Origin of the sequence: Nocardia sp. NPDC052001 (assembly GCF_040680615.1) — a bacterium.
Lineage (GTDB): Bacteria > Actinomycetota > Actinomycetes > Mycobacteriales > Mycobacteriaceae > Nocardia.
The window spans coordinates 57,423-83,874 of record NZ_JBFAXC010000007.1; the positions used below are offsets into that span (position 1 = coordinate 57,423).

At 65.8% G+C, this 26,452-nt stretch carries 23 protein-coding genes, 2 tRNA genes and 1 pseudogene; 8 read left to right on the top strand and 18 right to left on the bottom strand.

Annotated features, from left to right (window positions below; translation table 11 throughout):
* Positions 1 to 7 precede the first annotated feature (7 nt).
* Positions 8 to 1,624, bottom strand: coding sequence for a D-aminoacylase (locus tag AB0L82_RS29185; protein WP_364643136.1), 1,617 nt, complete (start codon positions 1,622 to 1,624; stop codon positions 8 to 10).
* Between the two features lie 10 nt (positions 1,625 to 1,634).
* Entirely contained in the window at positions 1,635 to 2,954 is a 1,320-nt protein-coding gene (locus tag AB0L82_RS29190) for an amino acid deaminase (RefSeq protein ID WP_364643138.1), read from the bottom strand.
* Between the two features lie 139 nt (positions 2,955 to 3,093).
* On the opposite strand from AB0L82_RS29190, the gene AB0L82_RS29195 reads away from it, so the two are divergent.
* From AB0L82_RS29195 to AB0L82_RS29215, 5 genes are all read left to right on the top strand, one after another.
* Positions 3,094 to 4,128, top strand: a complete 1,035-nt coding sequence (locus AB0L82_RS29195; protein ID WP_364643140.1) for a sugar kinase — start codon at positions 3,094 to 3,096, stop codon at positions 4,126 to 4,128.
* Positions 4,125 to 4,880: an IclR family transcriptional regulator gene (locus tag AB0L82_RS29200; RefSeq protein WP_364643142.1), complete on the top strand. Its 756-nt coding sequence runs from the start codon at positions 4,125 to 4,127 to the stop codon at positions 4,878 to 4,880. Before AB0L82_RS29195 ends, AB0L82_RS29200 begins: the two co-directional genes overlap by 4 nt.
* 10 nt (positions 4,881 to 4,890) lie before the next feature.
* Positions 4,891 to 5,298 carry a RidA family protein gene (locus AB0L82_RS29205; RefSeq protein WP_364643144.1) on the top strand — a complete coding sequence of 136 codons (408 nt, stop codon included), beginning with the start codon at positions 4,891 to 4,893 and terminating at the stop codon, positions 5,296 to 5,298.
* Between the two features lie 67 nt (positions 5,299 to 5,365).
* Positions 5,366 to 6,997: an LCP family protein gene (locus AB0L82_RS29210; RefSeq protein ID WP_364643145.1), complete on the top strand. Its 1,632-nt coding sequence runs from the start codon at positions 5,366 to 5,368 to the stop codon at positions 6,995 to 6,997.
* Positions 6,998 to 7,073: 76 nt separating this feature from the next.
* Entirely contained in the window at positions 7,074 to 7,574 is a 501-nt protein-coding gene (locus AB0L82_RS29215) for a nitroreductase/quinone reductase family protein (protein ID WP_364643147.1), read from the top strand.
* A 137-nt stretch (positions 7,575 to 7,711) separates the two neighbouring features.
* Here AB0L82_RS29215 and AB0L82_RS29220 read toward each other — a convergent pair.
* The 9 genes from AB0L82_RS29220 to AB0L82_RS29260 form a co-directional block, all read right to left on the bottom strand.
* Positions 7,712 to 7,786 (bottom strand) — tRNA-Glu (locus tag AB0L82_RS29220).
* 25 nt (positions 7,787 to 7,811) lie between these two features.
* A tRNA-OTHER gene (locus AB0L82_RS29225) sits at positions 7,812 to 7,890 on the bottom strand.
* Positions 7,891 to 8,320: 430 nt separating this feature from the next.
* On the bottom strand, positions 8,321 to 8,689 hold the full coding sequence (locus AB0L82_RS29230) for a DUF6188 family protein (protein ID WP_364643148.1): 369 nt from the start codon (positions 8,687 to 8,689) through the stop codon (positions 8,321 to 8,323).
* A gap of 19 nt (positions 8,690 to 8,708) precedes the next feature.
* Positions 8,709 to 9,752, bottom strand: a complete 1,044-nt coding sequence (locus AB0L82_RS29235) for a hypothetical protein (RefSeq protein ID WP_364643150.1) — start codon at positions 9,750 to 9,752, stop codon at positions 8,709 to 8,711.
* A 35-nt stretch (positions 9,753 to 9,787) separates the two neighbouring features.
* On the bottom strand, positions 9,788 to 10,297 hold the full coding sequence (locus AB0L82_RS29240; RefSeq protein ID WP_364643152.1) for a hypothetical protein: 510 nt from the start codon (positions 10,295 to 10,297) through the stop codon (positions 9,788 to 9,790).
* Between the two features lie 101 nt (positions 10,298 to 10,398).
* Positions 10,399 to 11,274, bottom strand: coding sequence for an SDR family oxidoreductase (locus AB0L82_RS29245; RefSeq protein WP_364643154.1), 876 nt, complete (start codon positions 11,272 to 11,274; stop codon positions 10,399 to 10,401).
* On the bottom strand, positions 11,274 to 12,737 hold the full coding sequence (locus tag AB0L82_RS29250; protein ID WP_364643156.1) for an NAD(P)/FAD-dependent oxidoreductase: 1,464 nt from the start codon (positions 12,735 to 12,737) through the stop codon (positions 11,274 to 11,276). Before AB0L82_RS29250 ends, AB0L82_RS29245 begins: the two co-directional genes overlap by 1 nt.
* A gap of 20 nt (positions 12,738 to 12,757) precedes the next feature.
* Positions 12,758 to 13,741 carry a PDR/VanB family oxidoreductase gene (locus AB0L82_RS29255; protein ID WP_364644174.1) on the bottom strand — a complete coding sequence of 328 codons (984 nt, stop codon included), beginning with the start codon at positions 13,739 to 13,741 and terminating at the stop codon, positions 12,758 to 12,760.
* Positions 13,742 to 13,896: 155 nt separating this feature from the next.
* Positions 13,897 to 14,790 (bottom strand): metal-dependent hydrolase, encoded by an 894-nt coding sequence (locus AB0L82_RS29260; protein WP_364643158.1) that lies wholly within the window; start codon positions 14,788 to 14,790, stop codon positions 13,897 to 13,899.
* A 99-nt stretch (positions 14,791 to 14,889) separates the two neighbouring features.
* On the opposite strand from AB0L82_RS29260, the gene AB0L82_RS29265 reads away from it, so the two are divergent.
* Both AB0L82_RS29265 and rho read left to right on the top strand, forming a co-directional pair.
* Entirely contained in the window at positions 14,890 to 15,507 is a 618-nt protein-coding gene (locus AB0L82_RS29265; protein WP_364643160.1) for a helix-turn-helix domain-containing protein, read from the top strand.
* Between the two features lie 283 nt (positions 15,508 to 15,790).
* Positions 15,791 to 16,876, top strand: a pseudogene (gene rho / locus AB0L82_RS29270) (transcription termination factor Rho); the annotation flags it as partial.
* Positions 16,877 to 16,879: 3 nt separating this feature from the next.
* Here the strand turns inward: rho and AB0L82_RS29275 are convergent.
* The 4 genes from AB0L82_RS29275 to AB0L82_RS29290 all read right to left on the bottom strand — a co-directional run bounded on the left by AB0L82_RS29275 (position 16,880) and on the right by AB0L82_RS29290 (position 22,181).
* On the bottom strand, positions 16,880 to 17,650 hold the full coding sequence (locus AB0L82_RS29275) for an alpha/beta hydrolase (protein ID WP_364643161.1): 771 nt from the start codon (positions 17,648 to 17,650) through the stop codon (positions 16,880 to 16,882).
* Between the two features lie 116 nt (positions 17,651 to 17,766).
* A complete protein-coding gene (pheT, locus tag AB0L82_RS29280; RefSeq protein WP_364643163.1) occupies positions 17,767 to 20,268 on the bottom strand; it encodes a phenylalanine--tRNA ligase subunit beta in 2,502 nt (833 codons plus the stop codon).
* A gap of 52 nt (positions 20,269 to 20,320) precedes the next feature.
* Entirely contained in the window at positions 20,321 to 21,382 is a 1,062-nt protein-coding gene (gene pheS / locus AB0L82_RS29285; RefSeq protein ID WP_364643165.1) for a phenylalanine--tRNA ligase subunit alpha, read from the bottom strand.
* 154 nt (positions 21,383 to 21,536) lie between these two features.
* Positions 21,537 to 22,181, bottom strand: coding sequence for a nitroreductase family protein (locus AB0L82_RS29290; protein WP_364643167.1), 645 nt, complete (start codon positions 22,179 to 22,181; stop codon positions 21,537 to 21,539).
* Between the two features lie 75 nt (positions 22,182 to 22,256).
* On the opposite strand from AB0L82_RS29290, the gene AB0L82_RS29295 reads away from it, so the two are divergent.
* On the top strand, positions 22,257 to 22,628 hold the full coding sequence (locus tag AB0L82_RS29295) for a helix-turn-helix domain-containing protein (RefSeq protein ID WP_364644177.1): 372 nt from the start codon (positions 22,257 to 22,259) through the stop codon (positions 22,626 to 22,628).
* A gap of 35 nt (positions 22,629 to 22,663) precedes the next feature.
* Here the strand turns inward: AB0L82_RS29295 and AB0L82_RS29300 are convergent, their stop codons facing one another.
* The 3 genes from AB0L82_RS29300 to AB0L82_RS29310 all read right to left on the bottom strand — a co-directional run bounded on the left by AB0L82_RS29300 (position 22,664) and on the right by AB0L82_RS29310 (position 26,400).
* Complete coding sequence (locus AB0L82_RS29300) at positions 22,664 to 23,176, bottom strand: DUF6301 family protein (protein WP_364643169.1); 513 nt, start codon at positions 23,174 to 23,176, stop codon at positions 22,664 to 22,666.
* Positions 23,177 to 23,296: 120 nt separating this feature from the next.
* Complete coding sequence (locus AB0L82_RS29305) at positions 23,297 to 25,534, bottom strand: hypothetical protein (protein ID WP_364643171.1); 2,238 nt, start codon at positions 25,532 to 25,534, stop codon at positions 23,297 to 23,299.
* A 296-nt stretch (positions 25,535 to 25,830) separates the two neighbouring features.
* Positions 25,831 to 26,400 (bottom strand): hypothetical protein, encoded by a 570-nt coding sequence (locus tag AB0L82_RS29310; RefSeq protein WP_364643173.1) that lies wholly within the window; start codon positions 26,398 to 26,400, stop codon positions 25,831 to 25,833.
* Positions 26,401 to 26,452 lie beyond the last annotated feature (52 nt).

A 26,452-nucleotide genomic window follows, 5' to 3' on the forward strand; every position in this document is an offset into this window, starting at 1 on the left:
GCGGAGGTCAACGGGTCTCCTTCCGAACGGAATTCATGCGCAGGGCGCGGCCGGCCCGTACACCGGTGGGTTTGCCCGCGTCCAAGGCGAATTCGCCGTTGACGAGCACGTACGGGATGCCGCGCGCCTGCTGTTTGGGGTTCTCGAAGGTGGCGGTGTCGGCCACGGTCGCGGGATCGAAGAGCACTAGATCGGCGGCATAGCCCTCGCGGATCAGCCCGCGGTCCGGCAGCCGAAGTCGTTGTGCGGGACGGCCGGTCAGGTGGTGTACGCAATCCTCGAGCCCGAGCACGCCGAGTTCGCGCGCATAGTGGCCCAGATAGCGCGGGAAGGTGCCCCAGGCGCGCGGATGCGGTCGCTCCCCCACCAGCAGGGCGTCACTGCCGCCCATATGCCGGGGATGCCGCATGATGGCGCGCACATTCTCCTCGTGCCCGACATGCTGAAGAATGGTGGTGGCCAGCTGATCCCGGGTCAGTAGATCGAAGAACACCTCGACCGGCGGCATATCGCGGTCGGCGGCGATCTCACTGACGGTGCGCCCGACATAGCGATCCAGCTCGGGATTGGCGACGCCGCTGATCTGAATGGTCTCCCATTCCACGGTGACGCCGTGACAGCCGTCCGAGCCGTTCACATTGACATCGGCCACGATTCGCAGCCGGGTCGGCAGATCGGCGATCTGTTCCAGTGCGGCATCGGGTCCGCCGGACATGGCCCAGCTGGGCAGCAGCGCCGAAAGCGTTGTGGAGCCGGGCAGATACGGGTAGGTGTCCAGGCTGATATCGCAGCCGTCCGCCAGCGCCGCGTCCACCATGGCGAGGAATTCCGGTGCGCGCCCGCGATTCACGCCGAAATTCATGGTGGCGTGGGTCAGATGCAGGGCGCAGCCGGTGCGGCGGGAAAGGTCGATCATTTCCGCGTACGCCTCCAGTGCGCCCGCGCCGTAGGAGCGGGTGTGCGGTGCGTAGAAGCCACCGGCCGCGGCCACCACCTCGCACAGTGCCGCGAGTTCCGAAGTGTCGGCGTACATTCCGGGCGTATAGGTGAGGCCGCTGGACATGCCGACCGCGCCCTCGGCGAGGGCCTGGGTGAGCAGCGTGCGCATCCGCTCGATCTCGGCGGGAGTGGCATCGCGCTTCTCACTGCCGACCACCATCAGGCGCAAGGTGCCCTGCGGCACCAGGTACGCGGCATTGGGCGTGATGCCCGAGGAATCCAGCCGGTCCAGGTATTCGGCGACGGTGCGCCAGGAGAAGTCCAGATCGGCGGGATTGCCGTTCCAGCCCGCGATCTGACGGCGCACGATCGCCAGCGCGGCATCGTCGATCGGCGCGTAGGACAGTCCGTCCTGCCCGATCACCTCGGTGGTGATGCCCTGGCTGAGCTTGGGGAAATGCCCGGGCTCGGTGAGCAGATGCAGATCCGAATGCGCGTGCATATCGATGAAACCCGGTGCCAGCGCGAGGTTCTCACCCTCGTCGATGATCCGGTCGGCCTCGGTCAGCGTGCCGGGCGGCGCGATCGCGGCGATCCGCCCGCCATCCACCAGCACATCGCCTCGATACCGGTCCGCGCCGGTGCCGTCGAAGATCTCGGTATCGCGAATCAATAACTCGGCCATGACGTTCCGCTCAGAAGAAGGTGTGCAGGAAGTCGACGACACGCGGGCGTTCGGCCTCGGCGTCATCGATCACCGGGATGAGCCGCCATTTGTCGAAGGCCGTGCACGGATGCGAAAGGCCGAGCCGCACCACCGCACCCACCGGAACCGCGTCGGCATCGTCGCCGGGCAGTCGCAGGAAGGTGTGCTGATCGTTGAGCGCGCTCACGGTCGCGCCCTCCGGCAGCGGTTTGCCTGCCGGTCCCGCAATCATCTGCGGGACCGGCAGCCCCTCATCGAACGGCAGATCGCGCTTGCCCGCGTCGAGCAGCGCCAGTCCCGGTTCCGGACGGGAAACGCTGCGCGCCCAGCCGTGCATGGCCGAACGCAGTGGACGGGCATCGCCGGTCAGCGAGGCACCGCCCGCGGTCAAAGGCGAAATGCCGGAGTAGAAGCCGTCATCGTGGATGACGTACGCGCCCGAGCGCAGTACCACGGTGGTCGGAATACCGTGCGCGCCTTGTTCATCCGCGAGACCGGCGAGACGTTCCACCACCAGGTCCGGATAGGCGCTGCCACCGGCGGTGATGAGGGCGCGGTCCTCGTAATAGCTCTGCGCCACCAGCTCCTTGTGCAGGACGCCCAGCTCGTCGAGGTAATGCCGAACGGCCGCAAGACCTTCGGGGGTGCGGTCGTGCGCCAGCGCGCCCTCGTAGCCGCCGACACCGGCCAGGATCAGGCGGTCGGAAGCATGAATGGCCTCGGCCACCTCGTGCGCCTCGGTCAGCGTGCGCGCACCCGTACGGCCGTGCGGCCCACCGAGTTCCACCAGCACCGAGAGCCGCACACCGGCGGGAGCGGATTCCAGACCCCGCTCCATCGCCCGGACGGTATCTACGCCATCGGCCCAGCTGTAGAACTCGAATTCCGGATCGCGCGCCAATTCTTCTGCCACCCAGTGCAATCCGACCGGATCGACGAGGGCATTGGCGAGCAAGATGCGATTTAGCCCGAAGGAACGGCCGACCTGCGACTGCCAGCCGGTGGCCAGCGTGATGCCCCAGGATCCGGTCCCGAGCTGTTCGCCCCACAGCTGCGGCGACATGGTGGTCTTACCGTGCGGTGCGAGCCGAACACCCGCGGCCGCGGCCCATTCCGCCATGACGGCGAGATTGGAGTCGACCGCGGCGCGATCCACGGTGAGCACCGGGGTCTGCAATTGGTCCAAATACGGTGCCGTGGCCAGATATTCGCGCACCGTCAGTCCCCACGCGGCGGGCGGCAGCGATTTGTGCTGCGCGCTCAGCTCGCGGTCATGCAGTGCTGCGACGACATCGTTGTCGAGAGCCACGACGCTCCTTCCGATTTCCCTTCGGCCGGATCATAGCCGAAAGCTATTGCATAATCTGCAACGCTTGTTGCGTATTGTGTTCTCCGTGGTTATTCTGCACACGAAGGCCGAAAGCCGCAACCATTCGAAGGAGATTGGTGTGATCCAGGCGACCCCCCGCGCGGTCACCATCGGTGAGGGACTCGCCGTGCTCATCGCGCACCCCGGACCGCTGGAGGATTCGCACACCTTCGCGCGCGGCGCGGGCGGCGCGGAGGCCAATGCCGCCACGGTGCTCGCACAGCTCGGCGTGCCGACCGCCTGGATCTCCCGGGTCGGCGATGACGGTTTCGGCCGCTATCTGCTGCGGCATCTGAGCGAACGCGATGTGGACACCTCCGCGGTCGCCATCGATCCGGCGCGGCCCACCGGCCTGTACGTGAAGGAACGCGGCAGCGGCTCCGCGCGACAGGACGATCTGCCCGCCGGGTCGAGCCGAATGCTGTACTACCGCACCGGTTCCGCCGCCAGCGCGCTGTCACCACACGATCTGACCGTCGCCGCGCGGCTGCTCAACGACGCCGAACTGGTGCATTTCACGGGCATCACCCCGGCGCTGTCGCCCTCGGCCACCGCCTGCACCGAAGCCCTGCTCGCGCAGCCGCGCGGATCGCGCCTGATCAGCTTCGATCTCAATTTCCGCCCGGCCCTGTGGGAACGGCGCGCGGAATCCGCCGCCGACATCCTGGCCCGGCATATTCGCGGCAGCGATGTGGTTTTCCTGGGCGCGGACGAGGCCCTCGAGGTCTTCGGTATGGGTGAGGCCGATCGGCTGCGCGAGCTCTTCCCCGAACCGCGGCATCTGATCGTCAAGAACGATAAACATTCGGTGACCGGATACATCGGCGACAAGCGCCTGGAAGTGCCCGCCCTGCGCCTGCGCGTCACCGAGCGCATCGGCGCGGGCGACGCCTTCGCGGGCGGCTATCTCGCCGCGCTGCTCCAGGGCCGCCCGCACGAGCAGCTGCTGCGCTTCGGGCACCTGTGCGCGGCGGCCGCGCTCACCGGCACCGGTGATGTCGCCGAACTGCCGCCGGCGCACACCCTCGAATCGCAGTCGGCCGTCAGCGCTTCCGACTGGGCGGACTTGAATTACAGCCCGGCACAGCCCATCCCCGAGAATGTGGGCTCATGAGCCAGAGTCTGCTGCGTGCCCTCACCATCCTCGGCGAACTCGGCGAGGAGCCGAAATCGCTGGACCAGTTGGCCACCCGGCTCGGGGTGCACAAATCCACGGTGCTGCGGCTGTTGCAGACCATGGAGGGCGAACGCTTCGTCACCCATGACGCGGAGCATCGATATCGGCTGGGCTCCAAGCTCTTCGAACTCGCCAACCGCTCACTGGAGGGGCGCGATGTGCGCACCGCCGCGCGACCGCATCTGAGCGCGCTCAATGCCGCCACCGGGCAGACCGTGCATCTGGCCACCTATGAATCCGGCGAGGCCGTCTACATCGACAAACTCGATGCCACGCACAGCGTCCGAATGTATTCGCGCATCGGGCGTCCCGCCGCACTGCACTGCACCGCGGTCGGCAAGGTGCTGGTTTCCGCACTGCCGCACGAACAATGGCGCGGTATCGCCGAGGGCCTGGAATACAAGGCGTTCACCGATCGCACCATCCGCACGCCGGAGCAGTACCTCGCCGAATTGGAACTCGTTGCGTCCCAGGGTTATGCCGAGGACCACGAGGAACATGAGAGCTTCATCAACTGCGTGGCCGTCCCGATTCGCAATGGCACCGGCGCGGTCGTCGCCGCGCTGTCCATGTCGGTGCCGGACATGCTGCTCGATCACGATCAGGTGCTCGCCATGCTGCCGCAGGTGCGCGCCGCCGCCGATGCCGTCTCCACCGAATTGGGCTGGAGTCCCACCCCCGAGAAATGAAAGGCCGCCGATGACCGAGAAGATCGCCGTCCGCACCGATAAGGCCCCCGCCCCCGCGCACACCTTCTCCCAGGGTGTCCGCAAGGGTCCGTTCGTCCAGGTCTCCGGACAGGGTCCGGTGGATCCGGTCACCAACGAATACCTGTACCCGGGGGATGTGGCCGCGCAGACCACCCGCACCCTCGAGAACGTCAAGGCGATCGTCGAGGCCAGCGGTGCGAGCTTCGACGATGTGGTCATGCTGCGGGTGTATCTGACCAAGCGCGAAGACTTCCCGATCATGAACGACGCCTATGGCGAATTCGTTACCAAGCACAGCTCGGGCGGGGTGCTGCCGAGCCGAACCACCGTCTTCACCGGCCTGCCGCGCGCGGAGATGCTGGTCGAGATCGACGGCATCGCCATCGTCGAAAGCTGAGACCAGGCTGAGGCCGGGGCCGTCCGTTGTGACAACTCGGAATGGCTCCGGCAGACTCGACATAGCCATGTACGACGACGACACCGAGCAGCTGCCCGTCTACCGCCCCGGCGGGACGCACGGAGTGGCGCAGACGCCTCCGCCAGAGCCGCGCCGTGCCCGGCGCGCTCAGCCGACCTCGCATCGCCGCTCCGCACCGACGGAGTCGCATCGCATGCGGTACGCCGGGCGCGGGCTCATGTCGCTGTTCGCCGTCGGCGTCGTCGGTGTCACCGGGATCGGCTGGTATGGCGAGACCAGCCTCAATAACGGCTTCGAGCACAGCCAGGTCATTCCGAAGGAGGATCAGTCCCTCGACGGCGATATCAATATGCTGCTCATCGGACTCGACACCCGCAAGGATCTGAACGGCAACGATCTCCCCAAGAACATCCTCGATCAGCTGCACGCCGGTGACGGCACCGAGGGCGGATACAACGCCAATTCACTTATCCTGGTGCATATTCCGAAGGATCTCAAGAAGATCGTCGCATTCTCCATCCCGCGTGACGACTATGTGCAGGCGGTCGGTATTCCCGGCTATGACCACATCAAGATCAAAGAGGCGTACGGGCTCAAGAAGTTCTACGCCGAGGAGAAGCTCAAGGCGCAGGGCGTCACCGATAAGGTCGATATCGAGCGCCAGGGCCGCGAAGCCGGGCGCGCGTCGATCGTGCAGGCGGTGAAAACGCTCACCGGGGTGCCGATCAACCGCTTCGCCGAGGTATCGCTCGTGGGGTTCTACGATCTGGCCGACGCGCTCGGCGGCGTCGACGTATGCCTCAATCACGCGGTTGACGACAGCTACTACTCCGGAGCCGTATTCCCCGCCGGGCCACAGCATCTCGACGCCGCCAACGCACTGTCCTTCGTGCGGCAGCGGCACGGGCTGGAGAACGGCGACCTCGATCGCACCCATCGCCAGCAGGCGTTCCTGACCTCGGTGGCCAAGCAGATCAAGGATTCCGGCACGCTCACCAATATCAGCAAGCTCCGGGCGCTGATGGACGCGGCGCACCGCGATGTGGTGCTCTCGGACGGCTGGGATCTGAGCGACTTCATCACCACCCTGGGGCGCGCGAAATCCCCCGCGGTGGAATTCCGGACGCTGCCGGTGCTGCGCTACGACAATGTCGACGGCCAGGATGTGAACATCATCGATCCGGCCGCCATCAAGAAGGAAGTGCGCGCCGCGTTCGGCATCGAACAACCGACCGTGGCCGCCGCACCGAAGATCACACCGACCTCCACCCTGGACGTGGTCAATGCGACCGGCACCTCCGGCATGGCGGCCAAGGTGTCGAAGTCCTTGGGCGGCAAGGGATTCCCGGTCGGCGATGTCAGCAACGCCACCTATGCCGACGGCACCTCCACCATGCTCTACTTCGGCACCGGCGCGGACACCGATGCCCAGGCGCTGGCCGATATGCTCGGCGGCAATGTCACCCCGGCCGCGTCCTCGAATGTCAGCGCCGGGCATATCAAGCTGGTGCTCGGCACCGATTTCGAGATTCCGGAGACGCTCGACCCGGCGGCCGCGAGCACCACCACCACGGCCACCACCTCGAAATCGGCCGCCGCCACCACCACCGTGGACACCCCCAATAACGGCAAGCCGGTGACCACCACCATCGGCGGCAGCATCCCCTGCGTGAACTGAACGCCCGCACCCCGCCCACTCACTGGACAGCATGTACAGTGAGCCGCGATACAACGGGCCGATCATGGGAAAACAGATGGCAGGCAACAGCTCCGAAACCGGCAACCTCACCCTGAGCGGCCGTTTCAACCACTACTCCAGCATCTACCTGGGCTTCGCCGCGCGCGCCTTCGCACGCCTGAACAGCCGCACCTACGCCCGCTCCGGCGGCACCCGCGGCAATACGCTGCAGGGCAAACCGGTCTTCCAGCTCATTGTCACCGGCCGTAAATCCGGCGAGCCCCGCCCCGTCATGCTCATGCTCATTCGCGACGGCGACGATCTGCTGGTCTGCGGCTCCAACGGCGGCCATCCCGGCACCCCGAACTGGTGGCACAATCTCGCCGCCCAGCCCACCGCTCGCGTCCAGGTCGGCCCCGACACCTGGCCGGTGGACGTGCACATCGTCACCGATGACGCCGAATACGAAAAGCACTGGCGCACACTCAAAGCCGGATATCCGGACTTCCACACCTACGCCGCGTTGAGCACGCGCCGCTTCCCCATCGCGGTCCTGACCCGCCGCACCGAGAGCTGATCTCCAGCCCGAACACCACTGGTACACAAGGGGATTGCGGAAAGCAGAGGTGTCGAACCCCATCCCCTCCCGGAGGACCTGCCGCTTTCAAGGCGGTGGCGGACGCCGGTCCGCATTGCTTTCCCTGATGGTCGCCGTGACGCAGATCGGAATCGAACCGACGAAGTCCTGAGTGAAAGTCAGGGTGCCCGTACCAGCAGAGCAACTGCGCCGCGATCTCGCCGGAGCGAAATGCGGTGGGGGCGGCAGGGATCGAACCTGCCATGCTCGCGCACCTGTTTTACAGACAGGCTGAGCCACCAGGCTCCTCGCCCCCGAATAGTGTGATTACGACCGAGCCGCAGCGCTGTTCAGCGCTCAGACGACTCATAGGAATAGCGTTCGGAAGTCATACAGCCGTTCATCGCCATTCCTTTCGTCGTCGGTGAGAACAACGCTAACAGGCTGCGCCGCAGCGGGATAGCGAATTAATCGGCCGGTGCGCACCGAGTCCGGCGCGTGGCTATACGCCGCGGGCAACCACGCGAATCAGCAGGGTGGGACAATTTGGGACAGGGCGATTGCTTGATCTTCCCCCCGCTCACCCGCGATGCTCTCAGAGCCGTCCAACGCTGTTCGGCGCCACGAATACCCGGAGGGGACGGCATGACCGCGGAACCATCGCTGCCGACGATGGGCCCGCGCCACGTGCCGCACGGGGATTCGGCACGACGGGCCGGATCGGCACCGGCCGTCGTGCATGGGTTTCAGGCGTCCTGGGACCAGATGGCCAGTTCGCCGCCGGGCATGCAGGCGACGAGGTAGCGGCCCGGGTCGGTGACGTGCCAGGCCTCGAAGTACCGGTCGGGTTCGACGACTATGCGGTGGCCGGTATCGAGGTCGATGCGGAGTTCGCCGGTGGATTCGACCGCGGCGGCGACGATTTCGCCCTCCACCACGGTGGCCAGATCTTCCGGGCGGGCCTCTCCCGCCAGACTGTGCGAGGGTGAGCCGACGGCGCGGTGCACCACCAACTCACCCTCGATGTGGATCTCGTAGACACCGGCGGCCAGCACGATGACGTAGGGGCCCGGTGACATGACTGTGAGGCGCTCACCGGTGATCGGTAGTTTCATTGCGCCTCCAGCGTTCTCGTTACTTGGTGGCCTCCGCCAGCACGGCGATGACCTCATCGGAGAGGAAGAATGGTTCCAGGCGTTCGCGAACCAGCTTGGCCAGCACGCCATTTCGCTTGGCGGCCTCGACCACGGCCGGGCCGTAGCGCAGGATCTCGCCGGCGATGTCCTCACCGGACAGACCCAGTTCGGGCAGCAGCGCCGCGAGGGTGTGATCGCCGTACTTCTCGAAGAAGACCTCGACGCCCTGATCGACCAGGACTCCGAAGTACTCCTTCTCGCGGGTGGTGAGCGCGATGCGGTAGATGATCAGCGCGAGCTCGTGCAGATCCTGCTGCGAAAGGTAGTCGCGCAATCCGCTGACCGGTTCGCCCGCGTGCAGATCCCAGAACTCCATGGCGGCGTCGTGCACGGGGGCATCGCGCAGCATCTCGCGAATGGCGTTATTGGTGCGCTTGAGCGCGAACTGCGCACCCTTGCCCGCCATTTCGCCGAGGAAGGTGCCGTCCCCGGTGGCCTTCTCGGCGGCCTTGCGGGCCTGCTTGGCGGCAGAGGTGCCGAACGAGACCAGCGAGCCGACGCCCGGGATCTTGTTCGCCATCTGGCGATTGCTCTCCATGAAATCGTCGATCAGTTTGTCGACGAACTTGGAGGCCACCGTCGCGACCAGCGGGCTCTCGGTGAGGCGCTCCAGAATGCGCTCCTGCGCCTGGTGCATGCCGAAGATCTTCTCCAGCAGCTGTTCCACCGGCTCGCGCTCGACCACATCGCCGAGGGTGTAGTCGTTATTGCTGGCGATATCGGTGTAGAGCGAATTGGCCAGCGTACCGACCATCTCCCCCAGCACCGGGCTGCCGCCGATCAGATTGATGATATTGGCCACGGTCTGCTTGGCCTGATCGATCTCCACCACATCGCGGAAGATGATGGTGTCGGCGACGCCGATCACCGCTTCCACATCGCGGCCGATCACCTCGGTGAAGCGGTCACCGCTCACCTCGGCGAGCAGGAAGTCCACTTGCAGGTCGAGCAGCCGTTCGGCGATTTCGCGCGGCTCGGTCACAGATTCCACCCATCGTCAAGAAGGGACCGCCGAGTTCAGTCGGAATCGTTGCCGTGCACCGATTTTCGAATCTGTTCCAGGCGTTCCCGCGCGGCTTTCTCCCGCGCGTCCCACTGTTCCTCGACGCTACGACCCACTGGTGTCTGCCGATCGAGCTCGCCCATCCCCTGTGCGGTGCCGTAGCGCTGCTCGACCTTATCGCGAACTGACTCGAAAGTAGGGACGCCGGTGTTCGTATATCCGCCGATGCCCGGGGCCACGGGGATACCCGCCGGAGGTACCGGCACTCCGGTGACCACCGGACCGCCCTCCACCTGCCCGAATGTATCCGGCAGCGGTATCGGCGGCAGCTCGGATTCATCGTCCGTGTCCGGAGTCACATCGATGACCGCGGGCGCATGACCGACCGTGGCCGCCACCGACGCGGCCACCGCGTGCAGGGCGGCCAATCCGGCCCGGCCTTCGGTGGCCCGTTCCACCACGGCCGCCAATTCGGCGTCCGACAGCCCCGCCAATTCCGATCCGAAATCCTGGGCATCGCTCATGATGACCAGGCTACGCACGGTCTCGGGCGACATGCCCGAAATGCGGCTTGCCTGCGGGTTCGTCCGGTGAGTCCGGATTCCCGGTGTGCCCGGAACCGTATCTACAGGCGCACCCGGCGCTGTTCCGCCCGGCGCACCAGATCATGGACGCGCGGATCGGCCGCCAAAGCGCGGTCCAGCACCACATTCACCAGGCCGCGCAGCAGCGCGTACGGCTCCCAGCCGTACGGCGCGATGGTGCGGGCCGCCCGCTTCTCGATACCGTCCGCGATCACCTCCGCGGCCCGGGCGGCGGTGATCCGCACATTGAGCGGCCACGGCAGCAGCTCGTCCAGATCACGGCCGAGCTCATCGCGATCCAGCGTGGCCCGCGTCATATCGGTGTCCACGATGCCGAAGTACGCGATCCCGGCGGTGGCCCCGAACGGGGCGAGCTCCACCCGCAGCGCGCGGCCGAACTGCTCCACGCCCGCCTTGCTGATCATGTACGGCGCACCCGCCATCCCCGGCGCGAACGCCGCGCACGAGGACACCACCACCACATGCCCACGGGCACTGACGATCTCGTCCAGTGCCGGGCGCACGGTATTGAACACACCGGTGAGATTGATGCCGATGACGCGATCGAAATCCGCGCCGTCCATGATGCGCAGCGTCGCCGGTCGCGGCACCACGCCCGCGTTGGCCACCACCACATCCAGGCCGCCGAAATGTTCGACGGTGCGAATCACGGCCTGGCGCATGGCTTCTCGATCGGCGACATCGGCGGTGACGGCCAGTGCGCGATCACCCAGCCGATGCGCGATGGCCGCGACGGCATGCCCGTCGATATCGACCAGCGCCACCCGGGCACCACGCTCGTGCAACAGCACCGCGAGTTCATGGCCGATACCCTGTCCGGCTCCGGTGATGAGCACGGTCTGCCCGGCGACCCGATGACCCGGCCGCTTCGGCGAGAGCAGGCTGAGCAGTGGCATCATCGGGTCACCTCGTAGTTCGCGCTGTCGAATTTCGCGGTGCGACGGCGGTATTCGAAGCTCCAGTTGGGATAGAGCCCGGCATTGCGTCCGTCCGCGGTGGTGTAGTAACTCTGGCATCCACCGGTGAGCCAGACGGTGCCGGTACTGCGGTGGGCCATTTCGGCCAGGAAGGCTTGCTGTGCGCGCAGGCGCACCTGCACCCGGCGAGCTCCCCTGTCGCTCAGGGTGATCAGGGCGTCCACGATGTAGGTGATCTGGGATTCGATCATGAAGATGGCGGACTGATTCCCGGCCGCGCCGAACGGGCCGAGCGTGCAGAAGAAATTCGGGAATCCGGATACCGCGACACCGAGATAGCTCTGCGGCTCCTTGTCGTACAGCTGGGCCATGCTACGGCCGTCGATGCCGATGTAGCGGTCGTAAGCCGTTGGGATGGAGGTGAATCCGGTGCCGAATATGATGGTGTCCACCGGATGCTCGGTGCCGTCGCGCAGCACGATCGAGTGCGGGCGCACCTCGGCGATGGCCTCGGTCACCACCTCGGCATTGGGCTGATCGAGGGCGGGCAGGTAAGCGTCGGAGAAGATGGCGCGCTTACAGCCGATCACGTAGTCGGGCAGTAGTTTCGCGCGCAGCTCCGGATCGCGGACCTGGCGCTGGAGTTGCCAGCGGGCCAGCGCCTCGTACGGGTGCCGGAATCGCCTGTCTACCAGCGAGATGAGTCCGAAAGCCTCGATGGCTGAATAGAAGCCGCCGCGAATCAAGCGCTGTGCCAGCGGAATCCGATCCAGGAGATAGCGTTCCACGCCCGAGGTGACGCGGTCCATGCGCGGCACGATCCACGGGGCCGAACGCTGGAACAGCAGCAGTTTCTCCACCAGCGGCTGAATCTCGGGAACGAACTGCACGGCCGACGCCCCGGTACCGATGACCGCGACCCGCTGACCGGTCAGATCATGGTCGTGATCCCAGTGCAGGGAGTGAAATGCCTTGCCCTCGAAAGTCTCCAGGCCGGGCAGTTCCGGGTACTTGGCTTCGGCGAAGACGCCGGTCGCCGAGATCAGGAAATCCGCGGTGAGCGGGCCCGCGCTCGTCTCGATCCGCCACCGCGAATCCGCGTCATCCCAGCGAGCGTCGAGGAGTTCGACACCGAAACGCATATGCCGGAGCACGTCATGCTCGACCGCCACTGCCCGCAGGTACTCGAGAATCTCGCTCTGCCGCCCATACATCCTGGACCAGTTGGGATTCGGCGCGAACGAATAGCTGTACAGGTGCGAGGGGACATCGCAGGCGCAGCCGGGATAGGTATTGGCCTGCCAGGTGCCGCCCAGATCGTCCGCGCGCTCCAGGATGACCAGATCCTCGAACCCGGCCTCCCGCAACTTGATCGCCAAACCGATCCCGCCGAAGCCCGCGCCGACAATGGCGATGGGTGTGTGTTCGACCGCTGTGGTCATGTACCGACTTCCCTTCCAGATCACAGGTCGAGCACGAGCTGATCGCCCGCCGCACGCGAGACACAGAGCAGCATGCGTTGCGCCCGTGCGGATTCGGTGAGCAGCCGGTCACGATGGTCGACCGCTCCGGCCAGTACGCCCACCTCGCAGGAGCCGCAGAAGCCCTGCTGACAGGAGTAGGCGATATCGGGCAATGTGCGGCGTACGGCAGCCAGTGCGGTCTCCTGCGCACCCACCCGCAGCGTGGTTCCGGTGCGGGCCAGGGTGATGCCGAACTCCCGGCCGTCCACCACCGGTTGCGCCGAGAAGCGTTCGGTATGCAGCGAACCCGTGGGATTCAGCTCGAACAGACAGCGTTGTGCGGCGGCCAGCATCGGCGGCGGACCGCATACGTAAACGGCCGCGCCGGGTTGGGCGGTGGCGAGTATCTCCGCCACGTCGGGCACACCGCACTCGTCATCGGGAAGTATTCGCGCCGAACCGATTTCATCGAGAAACGGCATGGTCTCCCGCGACCGCCCGGTGTAGATCAACTGCCCGCGCGCGTCGGCCGCCCGCACCATCGGCAGGATCGGAGTGATGCCGATGCCACCGGCGAGGAACAGGTAGGAGGGCGCGTCCACCAGGGTGAAAGCATTGCGTGGACCGCGAATTCGGAGCCGATCTCCGACCCACAGCTCATCGTGCATCTCCGCCGAGGCACTGCCATCCGGAATCCTCCGGACAGCGATTCGATACCGGTCGCGATCGGCCGGATCCCCGCACAGCGAGTACTGCCGCTGGCGACCCGAGGGCAGGAACACATCCACATGCGCGCCCGGCCGCCACGCGGGCAACGCACCGCCACCCGGGCGGCGCAGGGTCAGGCTCACCACGTCATCGGCCTCGCGGGTGCGTGCGCCGACCACCACATCGATATCGAAACCGCTGCGCCGCAGTGGATTCGGCCGCGACAGCAGCGGCGCGGCAGGGCCGCTGACGAAGACCTTCAGGTACGCGTCCATCACATTGCCGAGCAAGCGCAGCGCCGCCGGACCGTGTGGATCCCGGCCGAAAGCACGCCGGGATGACGGGGCCGGAGCATTGTCCGAGGCGGAGCCGTGAGCAGCGTCCCGCAGCAGGGTGGGACCGCTCCCCGATCGCGGTGTTGTTGTCGCGGTCATCCGTTGGCCGCCCGGGCGGCGGGGGAATGGGCGAGGTAGCGCAGGGCGGTGTCCATGGGGCCCAGTTGGGAGGGGTGGAAGCCGGGGCGCAGGTAGCGCGGGATCTCCTTGAAAAAGACTGTCCAGCTGGGGATTACGCCGCGGCGGGTGGCGTTGATGAATTGCAGGCCCCAGAAGCGGCCCTTGTCCGGGCTCGGATCCTGGCGGTAGAGGTAGCCCGTGGAGATGATGAACAGGGGAAGCAGGGTGGCGCTGGCGAGCAGGGCGGTGCGGGCCTTGCGGGCGTAGCCGCCGTCCACGTGCATGTAGGCGTCGTAGACGACGCTGCGATGCTCCACCTCCTCGGCACCGTGCCAGCGCACCAGATCCAGCATGGCGGGATGCATGCCCTTGGTCTCCAGCACATCGGCCTCGAGCAGCCATTCGCCGAGTACGGCGGTGTAGTGCTCCATCCCCGCGAACAGGCCGAGCCGCTCCTTGAGCCATTCCTCGCGCGCCCGGCCGGTGAGTCCGTGATCGCCGAGAATGCGATCCACCAGCCAGCTGATGGCGCGCACATACGAGTCGACATCGAGCCCGATGGCGCGCAGATGGTTGCGCGCGCCCTCATGACTGCTGGCGTGCATGGCCTCCTGCCCGACGAAACCCGTCACCTCCTCGCGCAGGCGCTCATCGTCGATATACGGCAGGGCCTCGGCAAGCGTCGCGGCCATGGCGCGCTCCCCCTCGGGGAGCACCAGATGCATCACATTGACAATGTGCGTGGCCAGCACCTCGCCCGGAATGTAGTGCAGCGGAACGGATTCGAAGTCGAACCGGACATCGCGCGCGGCGATGGCGTGTGCTTCGGCGAGGTACTGGCGCGTCTTTGCGCCGTCCTGTGCAACCATGATCCGAAAGTACAGTGCAACAAATTGCTTTGCAATGTTGCACGCAACAAAATCCGGGCGAATGTTGCAATGAAGGTGCGCTTTGCTAGCGTGGTGGACGTGCCAACCGCATCGAAACCCCAGGCCGGCCGGGTCACGGCCGATGACAACACCCGGATTCTCGATGCGGCCCTGCTCCAGTTCCAGCGCGTCGGGGTCAAGAAGACGACCATCGAGGACGTAGCGCGCGAAGCCGGGGTGGATCGGGTCACCGTGTACCGCCGGATCGGCTCCCGCGATGATCTGGTGACCGCGGTCTTCAGCCGCGAAGTCGCCCTCGTACTGGCCGAGCTCGCGCTCATCCCCGAACGGCACGGGAATATCGGCGACCTGATAACCGATATGTTCATGACGGTGCTGAAACTCTGGCGCGCGCATCCGGTGGCCCAAAGCATGCTGACGCTCGAACCCGAACGGGTTGTCATGAAGCTCAGCGTGCACGGCGCGGATATCTTCACCATGGCGGTGGCCGCCACCGCGGCCGCTCTCGAACGCGCCGTCGAACGTGAAATGCTTGCTCCCGCAAGCGATCTCACCGCACGCGCGGAACTCGCCTGCCGGGTGGTGCATTCGCTCATCCTGCTGCCGCACGCGGCGCTCGACCTCGAAACCGATTCGCAGCTCGAGGATTTCGCGCGGGGCTATCTGCTGCCGATCATTACCGGGCACTCCGCCTGAGCATTCGCCCCGGTGGCGAACCTGTTCCGAGTCCGGCCCTTGCGCCGAATCGGAACCGGGCGTACGGTGGTGGCGTCGCAATCTCGAGGATGCAGGTCGATAGCATTCCCTCCCCCGAGATTTCTTCCCTCCCGAGTTCGAATCCAGCTCGAGCTCTGAATTTTCTTCGAGCGCTGACGTTTACCCGAACTCGGTTCACCACACCTTCTTCAGGAGAACCACCATGACTACCATCAATCCCGACCTCGGTCTCGAGGTCATCGAAACACTTTCTCCCGCAACGGGAATCCTCGATATCAGCGGACATACGGCGGTACTGCGCCACCGCGGATATCTGCCCGGTCCGGGCGATATCCATGTGCCGAATCACCTGATTCGCGAACACGGACTGCGTCGCGGTGATGCCATCACCGGCCTGGCGCAGCCGAATGGCAAGGGCGGCAAGCTCGCCCCGCTCGTCCGGGTCGACGCGGTCAATGACCGGCCGACCGGCGAGGCCAAGGCCCGGCCGCGTTTCGCGGACCTGACCCCCATCCATCCCGATGAGCGCCTGCGCCTGGAAACAGAGCCGAACAAGCTCACCACCCGGGTCACCGATCTGATCATGCCGATCGGCAAGGGTCAGCGCGCGCTCATCGTCGCACCGCCCAAGGCGGGCAAAACCTCTGTGCTGCAAGCGATTGCGCACGGTATCACCGCCAATCACCCGGAGGCGCACCTCATGCTGGTGCTGATCGGCGAACGACCCGAGGAAGTCACCGAATTCACCCGGGGCGTGCCCGGTGAGGTCATCGCCGCCACCTTCGATCACTCCCCCGCGGAGCAGACCGCGCTCGCGGAACTCGCCATCGAACGCGCACAGCGGCTGGTGGAGCAGGGCCGCGATGTGGTGGTGCTGCTGGATTCGCTCACCCGATTGGCTCGGGCGTACAACACCTCCGGACCCGCATCGGGCCGAATCCTGTCCGGCGGTGTGGATTCCACCGCATTGCTGCCGCCCAAGAAGTTCCTCGGCTCCGCACGCAACATCGAGCACGGCGGTTCGCTCACGATTATCGCCACCGCACTGGTGGAGACCGGTTCGCTGGCCGACACCGTCATCTTCGAGGAGTACAAGGGCACCGGCAATGCCGAACTCAAACTGGATCGCACCCTCGCGAGCCGGCACGTGTTCCCGGCCGCCGATATCGCCAAGTCCAGTACCCGGCGCGATGATCTGCTGCACACGCCCGCCGAGCACGCGGCGGTGAGCAAACTCCGCCGCACCCTGGCCGAACTCGACGATCAGAAAGCCCTGGACCTCATGCTCGACGGTCTGCGGCGCACCGGCAGCAATGCCGAATTCCTGCTCAATATCACTCGCAAGTAAGCGTTATCGGGTCGGCAGGACTTTCGCCACCCATTCCGCCACGGTGTTCGCCCACCCCGGTTTCAACACGATGTCATTGTGCGCACCGCCCGGATAGATCACCAATTCCTTGGGCTCCGGAGCCGCCGCGAACAGTTCGCGCCCCATCCGCACCGGCAGTAATTCATCGTGATCCCCGTGCATGATCAGCACCGGACACGTCAGCCCGCGAATCCGCTTCAGGCTCGGATAAGCGTTGGGCACGAACACCTTCGGCAGATACGGATACACCGCTCCCGCCGCATCCCGCAATCCCGTGAACGTCGACATGAGGATCAGCGCGGCAGGCGGGAACGCGGTCACCAATTCCATCATCACTCCCCCGCCGAGCGATTTCCCCAGGTACACAACCCTTTCCGGATCAACGCCGTCCTGGGCCAGCAATGCCTCCCGAGCGGCCCGCGCATCCAGATACGTCCCCCGCTCGGAAGGCCGCCCGGTACTGCGCCCGTACCCTCGATAATCGAACACCAGCACATCGAATCCGGCCGCCGCCAGCAATGCCAGCACCGGCGACCGATCCCCGATATTCCCGCCATTCCCATGCGCGAAAAGTATGTGCCCCAGCGGTTCCCCCACCGCCCGCACAAACCAGGCGTTAACCGTCTCCCCATCCGCGGTCCGCAACAACAGATCCTCGAACCCCACCCCGAATTGCTCGGGCGTCGCATAGATCCGCCGATCCCCCGGAACATAGGTCAGCACATTGAGAATCGTCTCCGCCGGATGCCGCATACACCCTTCCTACCGCACCTGATCCAAATCGCTCCGTCAGGCACGAAACCCCGGACAACTGGACATCAAAGCGATGCCGCGGTTGCCGGGGTTTCGTGTCTGATCGGTCTGGAAGGTCAGCCGCGCAGTACTGCTCCTACCGCATCGGCCGCAGCCGCCACTGCCGAGTCGCGGGCCGCGCTGGCTTCGTCTTCGGTGAGGGTGCGGTCGGGGGCGCGGAAGCGGAGGGCGTAGGTGAGGGATTTGCGGCCCTCGCCTGCTTGGGTGCCTTCGTAGACGTCGAAGAGGGAGATCTTTTCGAGGAGGGCGCCTGCGCCGGAGCGGAGGGCCGACTCGACCGAAGCGGCGGGGACTGCCTTGTCGACGCTTACCGAGACGTCCTGGAGGACCGCGGGGAAGGCGGAAACCACTGGGGCGGGGCGGTTTTCGCGGAGCGGGAGGGCGTCCAGGTTGATGACCACGGCGCAGGTGCGCGGGGGCAGGCCCGAACGTTCCAGGACGGCGGGGTGCAGTTCGCCGGCGTGGCCGACGACGGTGCCGTCCACCAGGAGTTCGGCGCAGCGGCCCGGATGCCAGGGCAGGTAGGCCGTGGCGCGGCGTTCGATGACCAGGCCGGTGGTTTCGGCGACCACGTCGACCAGGGCGAAGGCGTCGGCGGCCTCGACCGGGCGACCCGGACCGTGCGGGCCGCGCGGTTCGCGCTTACCGGTCAGCACGGCGGCCACGTGCACCGGCTGCGACGGCAGCGAGCGCAGCAGCACGTTGATCTCGTCCTCGGTGGGACGGCGATCCACCGGCAGCGGTCCGACCGGGCCGGTGTCCGGGGTGCGGCGCACCACCTGGGCGATGCCGTAGATGGCGAGATCGCGTTCACCGCGAGAGATATTGCGCGCGGCCACTTCCAGCAGACCGGGCAGCAGTGTGGAAGCCAGCTCCGGGCGGTCCGCGTCGAGCGGGTTGAGCACGCGCATGGTGGCGCGGCGCGGATCGTCGGCGTCCAGACCCCAGACATCGAAGACGTCGCGGGCCATGAAGACCGGCGTCGGCACCTCGACACAACCCTCGAACGCGAGCGCCTTGCTGATCGCGCGGCGGCGCTTCTGCTCGGCGGTCAGACCGCGACCGGCGGGCGCGGACGGCAGCACCGACGGGATCTTGTCCAGACCCTCGAGGCGCAGCACCTCTTCCACCAGATCGGCGGGCTGGGTGAGGTCCGGCCGCCAGGTCGGCGGGGTGACGATGAGCTGACCGTGCCCGGCGTCGCTGACACCGACCTCGACCACACAGCCGACCTGCTGCAGACGGCGAGTGGAGGTGCCCGGCGCGTACTGCACACCGGCGATGCGATCGGCCCGGTCGATATCCATCACGATGGGCGCGGCGGCCGGAACCGGCACGCGCACATCGGTCAGCACGGATTCGACCGTGCCACCGGCGATTTCGGCGAGCAACGTGGCGGCGCGATCCAGCGCGGCCAGATTCACCTCGGGATCGACGACGCGCTCGAACCGGCGACTGGCCTCGGAGCCGAGCTTATGGCGGCGCGCGGTGCGCGCCACGGCGATCGGATTCCAGGTGGCGGCCTCGAGAATGATATCCGTCGACTCGTCGCCGACCTCGGTGCTCGCACCACCCATGATGCCCGCGAGCGAGATGACACCCGAATCATCGGCGATCACAACATCTTCGGCATCGAGGGTGCGCTCGACCTCGTCGAGGGTGCGCAGCGTCTCGCCCTTGTTGGCGCGCCGCACCACGAGTCCGCCCGACACCTTGGCGGCATCGAACGCGTGCAGCGGCTGACCCAGTTCGAGCATGACGTAGTTGGTGACGTCCACCGCCGGGGAAATCGGGCGCACGCCCGAGAGCAGCAGCCGGCGCTGCAACCACCACGGGCTCACCGCCTTCGGATCGACACCGGTCACGCGGCGCACGGCGAAACGCGTGCACTGCGATTCCGAATCGATGCGCACCGGCCACGCCTCGGCATCGGAATCGGGCAGCAGCCGCACGGCCGGATCCTGGAATTCCAGATCGAAACCGCAGGCCAGCTCGCGCGCCAGACCGCGCGCGGAGAAGGCGTAACCGCGGTCCGGGGTGATGGCGAGTTCGATGACGGTGTCATCGAGTCCGAGCAGCTCATTGGCGTCCGCACCGGGTTCGGCGGTGCCGGGCTCGAGCACCAGAATCCCGTTGTGGTCCTTGCCGATCGCGAGTTCGGCGACCGAGCAGATCATGCCGTTCGAGGTGTGCCCGTACGTCTTGCGCGAGGCGATCTTGAAACCGCCGGGCAGCTCACCGCCCGGCAGCACCACGACCACCAGATCACCGACGGCGAAATTCCTTGCACCGCAGACGATCTCCTGCAGCTCCGGATTGCCGACATCGACCTTGCAGAAGCGGATCGGCTTCTTGAACTCGGTCAGCTCGGTGATCTCGGCGACCCGCCCGACCACCAGCGGATGCTCGATCTCACCGCCCACCCGCTGCAGCCGATCGACCTCCTCGACCTCCAGGCCGACCCGGACGAATCCGGCGTCGAGCTCCTCCGGCGTCACCGACCACCCCGGAGTGGTGCGCTGCAGGATTTCCGTCAGCCAGGACTGCGCTACTCGCACTTGACGTTTCGCTTCCTCGATTAGTGAATGGGACCCAGCAGGGGTGGTGGACTCAGGCTTGGATGCCGAAGGGCAGCGTGAAGCGCACATCGCCCTCGACGATGTCGCGCATATCGGGCAGGCCATTGCGGAACTGCAAGGTCCGCTCCAGACCCATGCCGAAGGCGAAACCGCTGTACACCTCGGGGTCGATACCGCTGGCGATGAGCACCTTCGGATTGACCATGCCGCAGCCGCCCCACTCGACCCAGCCCGGTCCGCCCTTCTTGTCCTCGAACCACACATCGACCTCGGCCGACGGTTCGGTGAAGGGGAAGAAGCTCGGCCGCATGCGCGTGGTGGTGTTCGGGCCGAACAGCGCCTTCGCGAAATGATCCAGCGTGCCCTTCAGATGTGCCATGGTCAGGCCCTTATCGATGGCCAGACCCTCCACCTGCGAGAACACCGGGGTGTGCGTGGCATCGAGCTCATCGGTGCGGAACGTGCGACCCGGGCACACCACATAGATCGGCAGCTCACGAGAAAGCATGGAGCGCACCTGAACCGGCGAGGTGTGCGTGCGCAGCACCTGCCGCGAACCCTCCGGCGCGATATGGAAGGTGTCCTGCATGGTGCGCGCCGGATGATCCGGCAGGAAGTTCAGGGCATCGAAATTGAAATGCTCGGTCTCGACCTCGGGACCCTCGGCGATCTCCCAGCCCATGGCGACGAACACATCGCCGACGCGCTCGGACAGTGCGTTGATGGGATGCCGCGCGCCGACCGCCGCACGGCGTGCGGGCACGGTGACATCGATGGCCTCGGCCACCAGCACCGCGGCATCGCGCTCGGCGAGCAGCTGGGCGTTGCGCGCCTCGAAGGCGGCGGTGACCCGCTGGCGCGCCACGTTCACGCGCTTACCGGCCTCGGCCTTCTCCTCCTTGGGCAGGGTGCCGAGGGAGCGCTGCGCCAGCGAGATCGGCGATTTACCGCCCATGAACTCGGTTTTCGCGCTCGCCAGGGCTTCCAGATCGGCGGCAGCGGCGAAGGCCTTTTCGGCGGCTTCGGCAGCGGCGCCGAGGGATTCCTCGGTCAGCGCCGCGGTCTGCTCGGCACGGTCGATATCGTCGGCCACGATGCTTCGTCTCTCCCCTGGCTGGTCTGGGTAGGGCGGATCTTCTCCCCTATTCTTGCTGGTCGAATCGTAAGCCTTGTACTCAGCCCGGTTCACCCGGTTTTCCCGCAGGCAGCGCGCACCGCGTCGGCGTGGTGCGCGCCACCATCGGGCCTCACGCGGCGGGATAGGTTTCGCGGAAAACCGTATGGCTCACGCTCCGGCGACCGGGGTGAATCCGATCCTCGGCGGCATAGCCGACGGACATCAACAGCGCGATCGACAGGTCCGGCCGCTCCTCGATGCCGATGACCTTCTTCACCCGGTCCTCATCCCAGCCGTTCATGGGCGAGGTGGCCAGACCCAGCTCGGTGGCGGCCAGCATGACGAAGCTCGCGGCGATCATGGCGTCCTTCACCGCGTACTCGCGCAGCAGACCGCGCTCGGCCAGCCCCTGCTGGAATTCCTGCGAGGCGGCGGCGAATCCGGTGATGAACTCCTCGTTCCACGCGCCATTCCGCCGAGCCAGCTCGTACACATCGGCCCGATCCGCTTGCCACGCTTGGGTTTCCGCGACGAAAACGAGCAGCACCGGCGCTTCCCGCGGTTGCGGCTGGCCGCCGGTGGCCCAGGTCAGGCCCTCACGCCCGGCGGTATCGGTGATCACCACGATGGACCGATCCTGCAGATTCCAGCTCGACGGCGCTTCCATGGCGAGTTCGAGCAGGGTGTCCAGATCGGCGGGAGCGACCGGATCGGGCCGGTAATGCCGGACGGTGCGGCGGGTGCGAATGGCGTGGGCAACCGAGATCGTGTTCATGCCACTAACTATCGGAGAGTGACAATCGTCTGGGAAGTAGGCACTAATTAGTGCGCTACTCTCCTACAGGTGACGATGCTCGTGGAATCCTCCGGCCTGACCGCCGACGTCTACTCCGCCAAATGCCCCACCCGCCAGATCCTGGACCACATCGCGGGCAAATGGACCATCCTGATCATCGACGCCCTGCGCCAGCAGGGCCCGATGCGCTACACCGAACTCTCCCGCCGCATCGGCGGCGTCTCGCAGAAAATGCTCACCCAAACCCTGCGCAGCCTGGAAACCGACGGATTCCTCACCCGCACGGTCGAACCCACCATCCCGCCCCGAGTCGACTACGAACTCACCGACCTCGGCCGCAGCCTCGCCGAACCCATTGCGGCCCTGCGCAACTGGACCGAACAGCACATCAACGAGGTCGAGCGCGCCCGCGCGCGGCAATCCTGAACGGCGGCGGTCATCCCCCGCACACAGGCATTCCGCTAATTCAACGGCCAGACTGTGTCGAGGTCGGGGGTCTGCTCCGAATCGATTCGACTGTCGATCTCATCTTGGAACGCGCGATATGCCGGGCTGACCAGTGCGATATCAGCCGATGTATCACTGACCGAGAGCTCCAGCACGACGTTCGCCAGATCCCACCGCAGGCTCCGATTCGGATCCCGCCACCACCAACCATTCGGCCGCTGACCGACCAGATCGAACACCCGTTGCGCGAACTCGTCGAATGCATTGGACAGCAAGGGCTTCGCGTCCGGGTCATCCAGAACGACATCGGTGAAGTAGCACCAGATCTGTTGCAGCGGACGATGTCCACCGGTGTCGTCCGTATCGTCGAGGAACGCCATCGCGTCGGTGCGGTTGAGATCGAAGTCGGTAGTGATCGTCGGTGAAGGCTGGTCGAGCCCACCAACGTGCCAGCCCACACGCTCGGCGAACGCGGGCAGGTCATCGGCCGTCCAAGTCCACTCGAACTCGAGGGCGGCCCGCACCACCAGGATCGCCCGATCGAAATCTGTTCTCATTGTCGCGTTCTACTCTTCCTCGTGCGGTGGCACGGTACCGATCCATCTTCAGCTTTACATGACCCACAGGCGGAGTCACCGAATTGAGCTCTACTTCAAAATCCGTGCGCCATAACCGAGGACCTTCCCGGTCTCGGCCCGATCGGCGTATGACTGTGCAGGATATGAGATGTGCAAGGCCAAGTTGGCTGCGGGCGCAGGCTCTGCACCGCTCGCCCGAACCTGCGGCGCGGGGATCGGTGAAATGGGCGGGATCAGCGCCGACAGGGACTTCAGCGTCGCCGACAGTGTCCGGGATACATCTGTGATCCAAGGCCCGACCGTACCGACCGCAGGTGCATCGAATGCGACGGGCATCGGCAAGGCGACACCGTGCAAGGTAGGACCACCGTTGCCTTCGCCTTCGGGTGTTCCCGGTGGTGTGCCGGTTGTCTTGTTGATATCACTGTCGGAGACGGTGCTGTCCGCCGCTTTCTCCTGCGTGGAGCCGTAGATCTGGATTTTGCCGTTGGTATCGGTTTTGATCAGCCGGTAGCCGATCTTCGACGCGTCTTCGGCCTCCACCGCCTCCAGCATTCCGCGATCGATGAGCCACTGTTTGAATTCAGGATCGTTGGCCGCATCCTGTTTGAGCTTGTACCACAGGTAGGGATCGGTCATCTGCTCACCGAGGTAGTTTCCGCCGGCTCCATCCGGAATCGACGCGTTGCCGACCCTGGGTTTGCCCGGGATTCCGCCCTTGGTCTCGACGATCATCAACTGACCGTTCTTGAAGGCGACGAGATCGTGCTTATTACCACCCTTGGTCCGAGTATTCACCTCCCAGCCATCGGTTTCCAATACCGCTATCGCACCTGCGTGGCCAAGCAATTCTTTGGCATCGTCAACCGGTGCGACCGCCTTCCACCAAGCACCGACAGCCTTATTCAAGAGATCTGCGGCTGCCCCCTGCCCTCGGTCCCTGAGCCTCTTGAGCTCCGCATTCAGTCGCGCCGTCCCATTTGTGAGTTCGTTGATATCTGCATCGACACCTGGAGTTCCAGCCAATGTCACAATTCCAGCGAGCAGCGCATCTCGAACCCCTTGCGCGGCGGCGATCGAAGCGATCAGCGCGGCGAGTTTCGGTCGATACTTTTCATCGACGTCTTCCAATTTCCCCGACCAGGTTTTCAGCAGGAAAAGATCGGCGGATAGACTGATCTTGTTCGGCCGGTTGGGATCTGCCGCAAAGCCGGGTCGCATTCCAGCCGGGTTTCCCTTTGGCCAAACCAACTGGTTTCCTTGCCATGCCATTCCTTCGACCGGCACTCCTGGCTGGCCGGGCACAGCGCTGGGGAAAAGAATCCGTGTCTGTACGGTGTCCGGGTCATCGGACGGAGTCGGCCGAACGCTGGGATCGACAGGGGGCGCGACGTTCTGCTGAGGCTGAAGACCGCCGTTCGGAGTGGGATAGGTGGTATCCGGCAATGAGTTGGGGTCGACCCGCTCATCCGGGGTCGGCGTCGGCTTGGTCCGGTTGTGGTTCTCATACCAGTAGCCCGCCATGAGGCCGAGGCCCACAACGAGACTCGCGGCAGCGCCGATTACCGCGCCGGGGGCGGCGCCCACGCCTTCACCGCCGACCGCACCGATCGCGCCGCCCAGTTCGGCGCCTTCGAGCACCATGGCACCGAGCTCGGCTCCGGTGAGACCCGCGGCCTCCGCGGTCCCCAATTGAGTTGCGCCAGTGGCCAATGCGGCGCCGGCACCCACGCCGAGACCCTTGGTCGAGTCGGCACTGTTCGGTTGGTTCGCAGGGGTTACCCGGTTACCGTTGGCATCGATGGTGAACAGGTATTCGCCCGCTGCGTTCAAGACCGCATATCGGGGCTGGCCGTTGACATCGGCGAGACGGACCTTCGATGCCGCGTAGGGATCGCTGGCGGCAGCGGGCTTTTGGGCGGGGATGGTGACATCGGCCTGCGCACCGGTGCTCGGGTCATAGCTGTGCAGGGTGTGTGCGGGTTGCGCAGCGGGCGGAACGAGGCCGACGGTATTCGGGTTGTATGCCGGAATATCCTTTTCCGAAGGCCGTTGCGGCTGTTCGTCTTTGGGCTTGGGAAGGTTGATGCCCGGGTACAGGAGGTTCAGGATCGCGGGGTCCTGAGCAGTCGTTGCCGGTTTCTCGGGAGTCGTCGAATTCTGTACGGGACTGACGGCACTGCCGAGACCGTGAGTCGACTGGGATTGACCGGAACCGATTTGACCTCCGAAGCCGGAATGTGAAGCGGCAGGGGGGACTTTGCCGTCGGTACCGGAGGGATCGGGCGAATTCGGCTGCGGGGCCATGGATCACACTCATTTCGGGCATGAAAATGCCCCGGCGGACTCATCGAGAGTGTCTCCGGGGCAGATCGGAACGACATGCGCCGTACTCGGACGACGACATCGAATAGGCCACTGCGCTCTTCGCGTGGCAGGAGTCAGCCGGGTCACCGAACCCATTGCGAGGGTGGTGTTTACAGTTTCCGATCCAACCGGATTCGACCTCGGATCAGTCTGCGCGACCAGGCAGCCAGCCTATCGCGCGTTCCGTGACGAACCGAGGGAACAACCCAACGACATTGTCCCGAAGGCAGGCACCACTACCGCGGTCGAGCGCGCCCCCGCGCGGCGAGATCGATGAGGGTGGCGGCGATGCGTTCGACGTAGTGGCGGCCGGTGCCGTAGTCGACGGCGGTGAAGCGGAGGCGGGGGTGGCTTTCGATCAGGACCGACGAGGTGTCGGGGGTATCGGATTCGACTGTGATGGTGAGGGTTTCGCCGAAGGTCTGCCAGGACATCGGGGTCTGCGCGGTGATTCGTCCGGTGGCGGCGTCTTCGGTGGTGATGCGCGCGGGGAGTGAGCGCAGCACCTGTTGGGCCAGGGCGTAGGACTGCTGGGGTGAGCGCGGCAGGTGGATGCGGGCGCGCTGGGACAGGCCCGGATCGGAGGCGTCGGTGTGCACTGCCGCCCGTGCGGCACGCACCTGCCGGGTACCGCCGAAGGCTGCGATGAGGGCACCGAAGATCACGCCCGCAATGATGCCGCCGAGTATCGCGGAAGTGGTGCGGGCGAAGGTGATCGAGTCGTACAGACCGATCAATACACCGAATGGGATGGCGGTGAACAGAAAGATCCTGAGGTAAAGCCGGGCCACGGCAGCCTGATTCATGAGGGCTCCAATCCTTCACCCTGGTTACGGGGCGGCCCGGATACGAGTTCAC

Excerpts from the sequence above, each read along its gene's own strand:
- AB0L82_RS29245 (WP_364643154.1), bottom strand. The coding sequence starts at position 11,274 with ATGCCACTGCTCAGCCTGCTCTCGCCGAAGCGGCCGGGTCATCGGGTC.
- AB0L82_RS29295 (WP_364644177.1), top strand. The coding sequence starts at position 22,257 with ATGCTCGTGGAATCCTCCGGCCTGACCGCCGACGTCTACTCCGCCAAA.
- AB0L82_RS29305 (WP_364643171.1), bottom strand. The coding sequence starts at position 25,534 with ATGGCCCCGCAGCCGAATTCGCCCGATCCCTCCGGTACCGACGGCAAA.
- AB0L82_RS29240 (WP_364643152.1), bottom strand. The coding sequence starts at position 10,297 with ATGAGCGATGCCCAGGATTTCGGATCGGAATTGGCGGGGCTGTCGGAC.
- AB0L82_RS29215 (WP_364643147.1), top strand. The coding sequence starts at position 7,074 with ATGGCAGGCAACAGCTCCGAAACCGGCAACCTCACCCTGAGCGGCCGT.
- AB0L82_RS29250 (WP_364643156.1), bottom strand. The coding sequence starts at position 12,737 with ATGACCACAGCGGTCGAACACACACCCATCGCCATTGTCGGCGCGGGC.
- AB0L82_RS29205 (WP_364643144.1), top strand. The coding sequence starts at position 4,891 with ATGACCGAGAAGATCGCCGTCCGCACCGATAAGGCCCCCGCCCCCGCG.
- AB0L82_RS29290 (WP_364643167.1), bottom strand. The coding sequence starts at position 22,181 with ATGAACACGATCTCGGTTGCCCACGCCATTCGCACCCGCCGCACCGTC.
- AB0L82_RS29200 (WP_364643142.1), top strand. The coding sequence starts at position 4,125 with ATGAGCCAGAGTCTGCTGCGTGCCCTCACCATCCTCGGCGAACTCGGC.
- AB0L82_RS29185 (WP_364643136.1), bottom strand. The coding sequence starts at position 1,624 with ATGGCCGAGTTATTGATTCGCGATACCGAGATCTTCGACGGCACCGGC.
- AB0L82_RS29210 (WP_364643145.1), top strand. The coding sequence starts at position 5,366 with ATGTACGACGACGACACCGAGCAGCTGCCCGTCTACCGCCCCGGCGGG.
- AB0L82_RS29275 (WP_364643161.1), bottom strand. The coding sequence starts at position 17,650 with ATGCGGCATCCGGCGGAGACGATTCTCAATGTGCTGACCTATGTTCCG.
- AB0L82_RS29260 (WP_364643158.1), bottom strand. The coding sequence starts at position 14,790 with ATGGTTGCACAGGACGGCGCAAAGACGCGCCAGTACCTCGCCGAAGCA.
- AB0L82_RS29230 (WP_364643148.1), bottom strand. The coding sequence starts at position 8,689 with ATGAAACTACCGATCACCGGTGAGCGCCTCACAGTCATGTCACCGGGC.
- AB0L82_RS29310 (WP_364643173.1), bottom strand. The coding sequence starts at position 26,400 with ATGAATCAGGCTGCCGTGGCCCGGCTTTACCTCAGGATCTTTCTGTTC.
- AB0L82_RS29255 (WP_364644174.1), bottom strand. The coding sequence starts at position 13,741 with ATGGACGCGTACCTGAAGGTCTTCGTCAGCGGCCCTGCCGCGCCGCTG.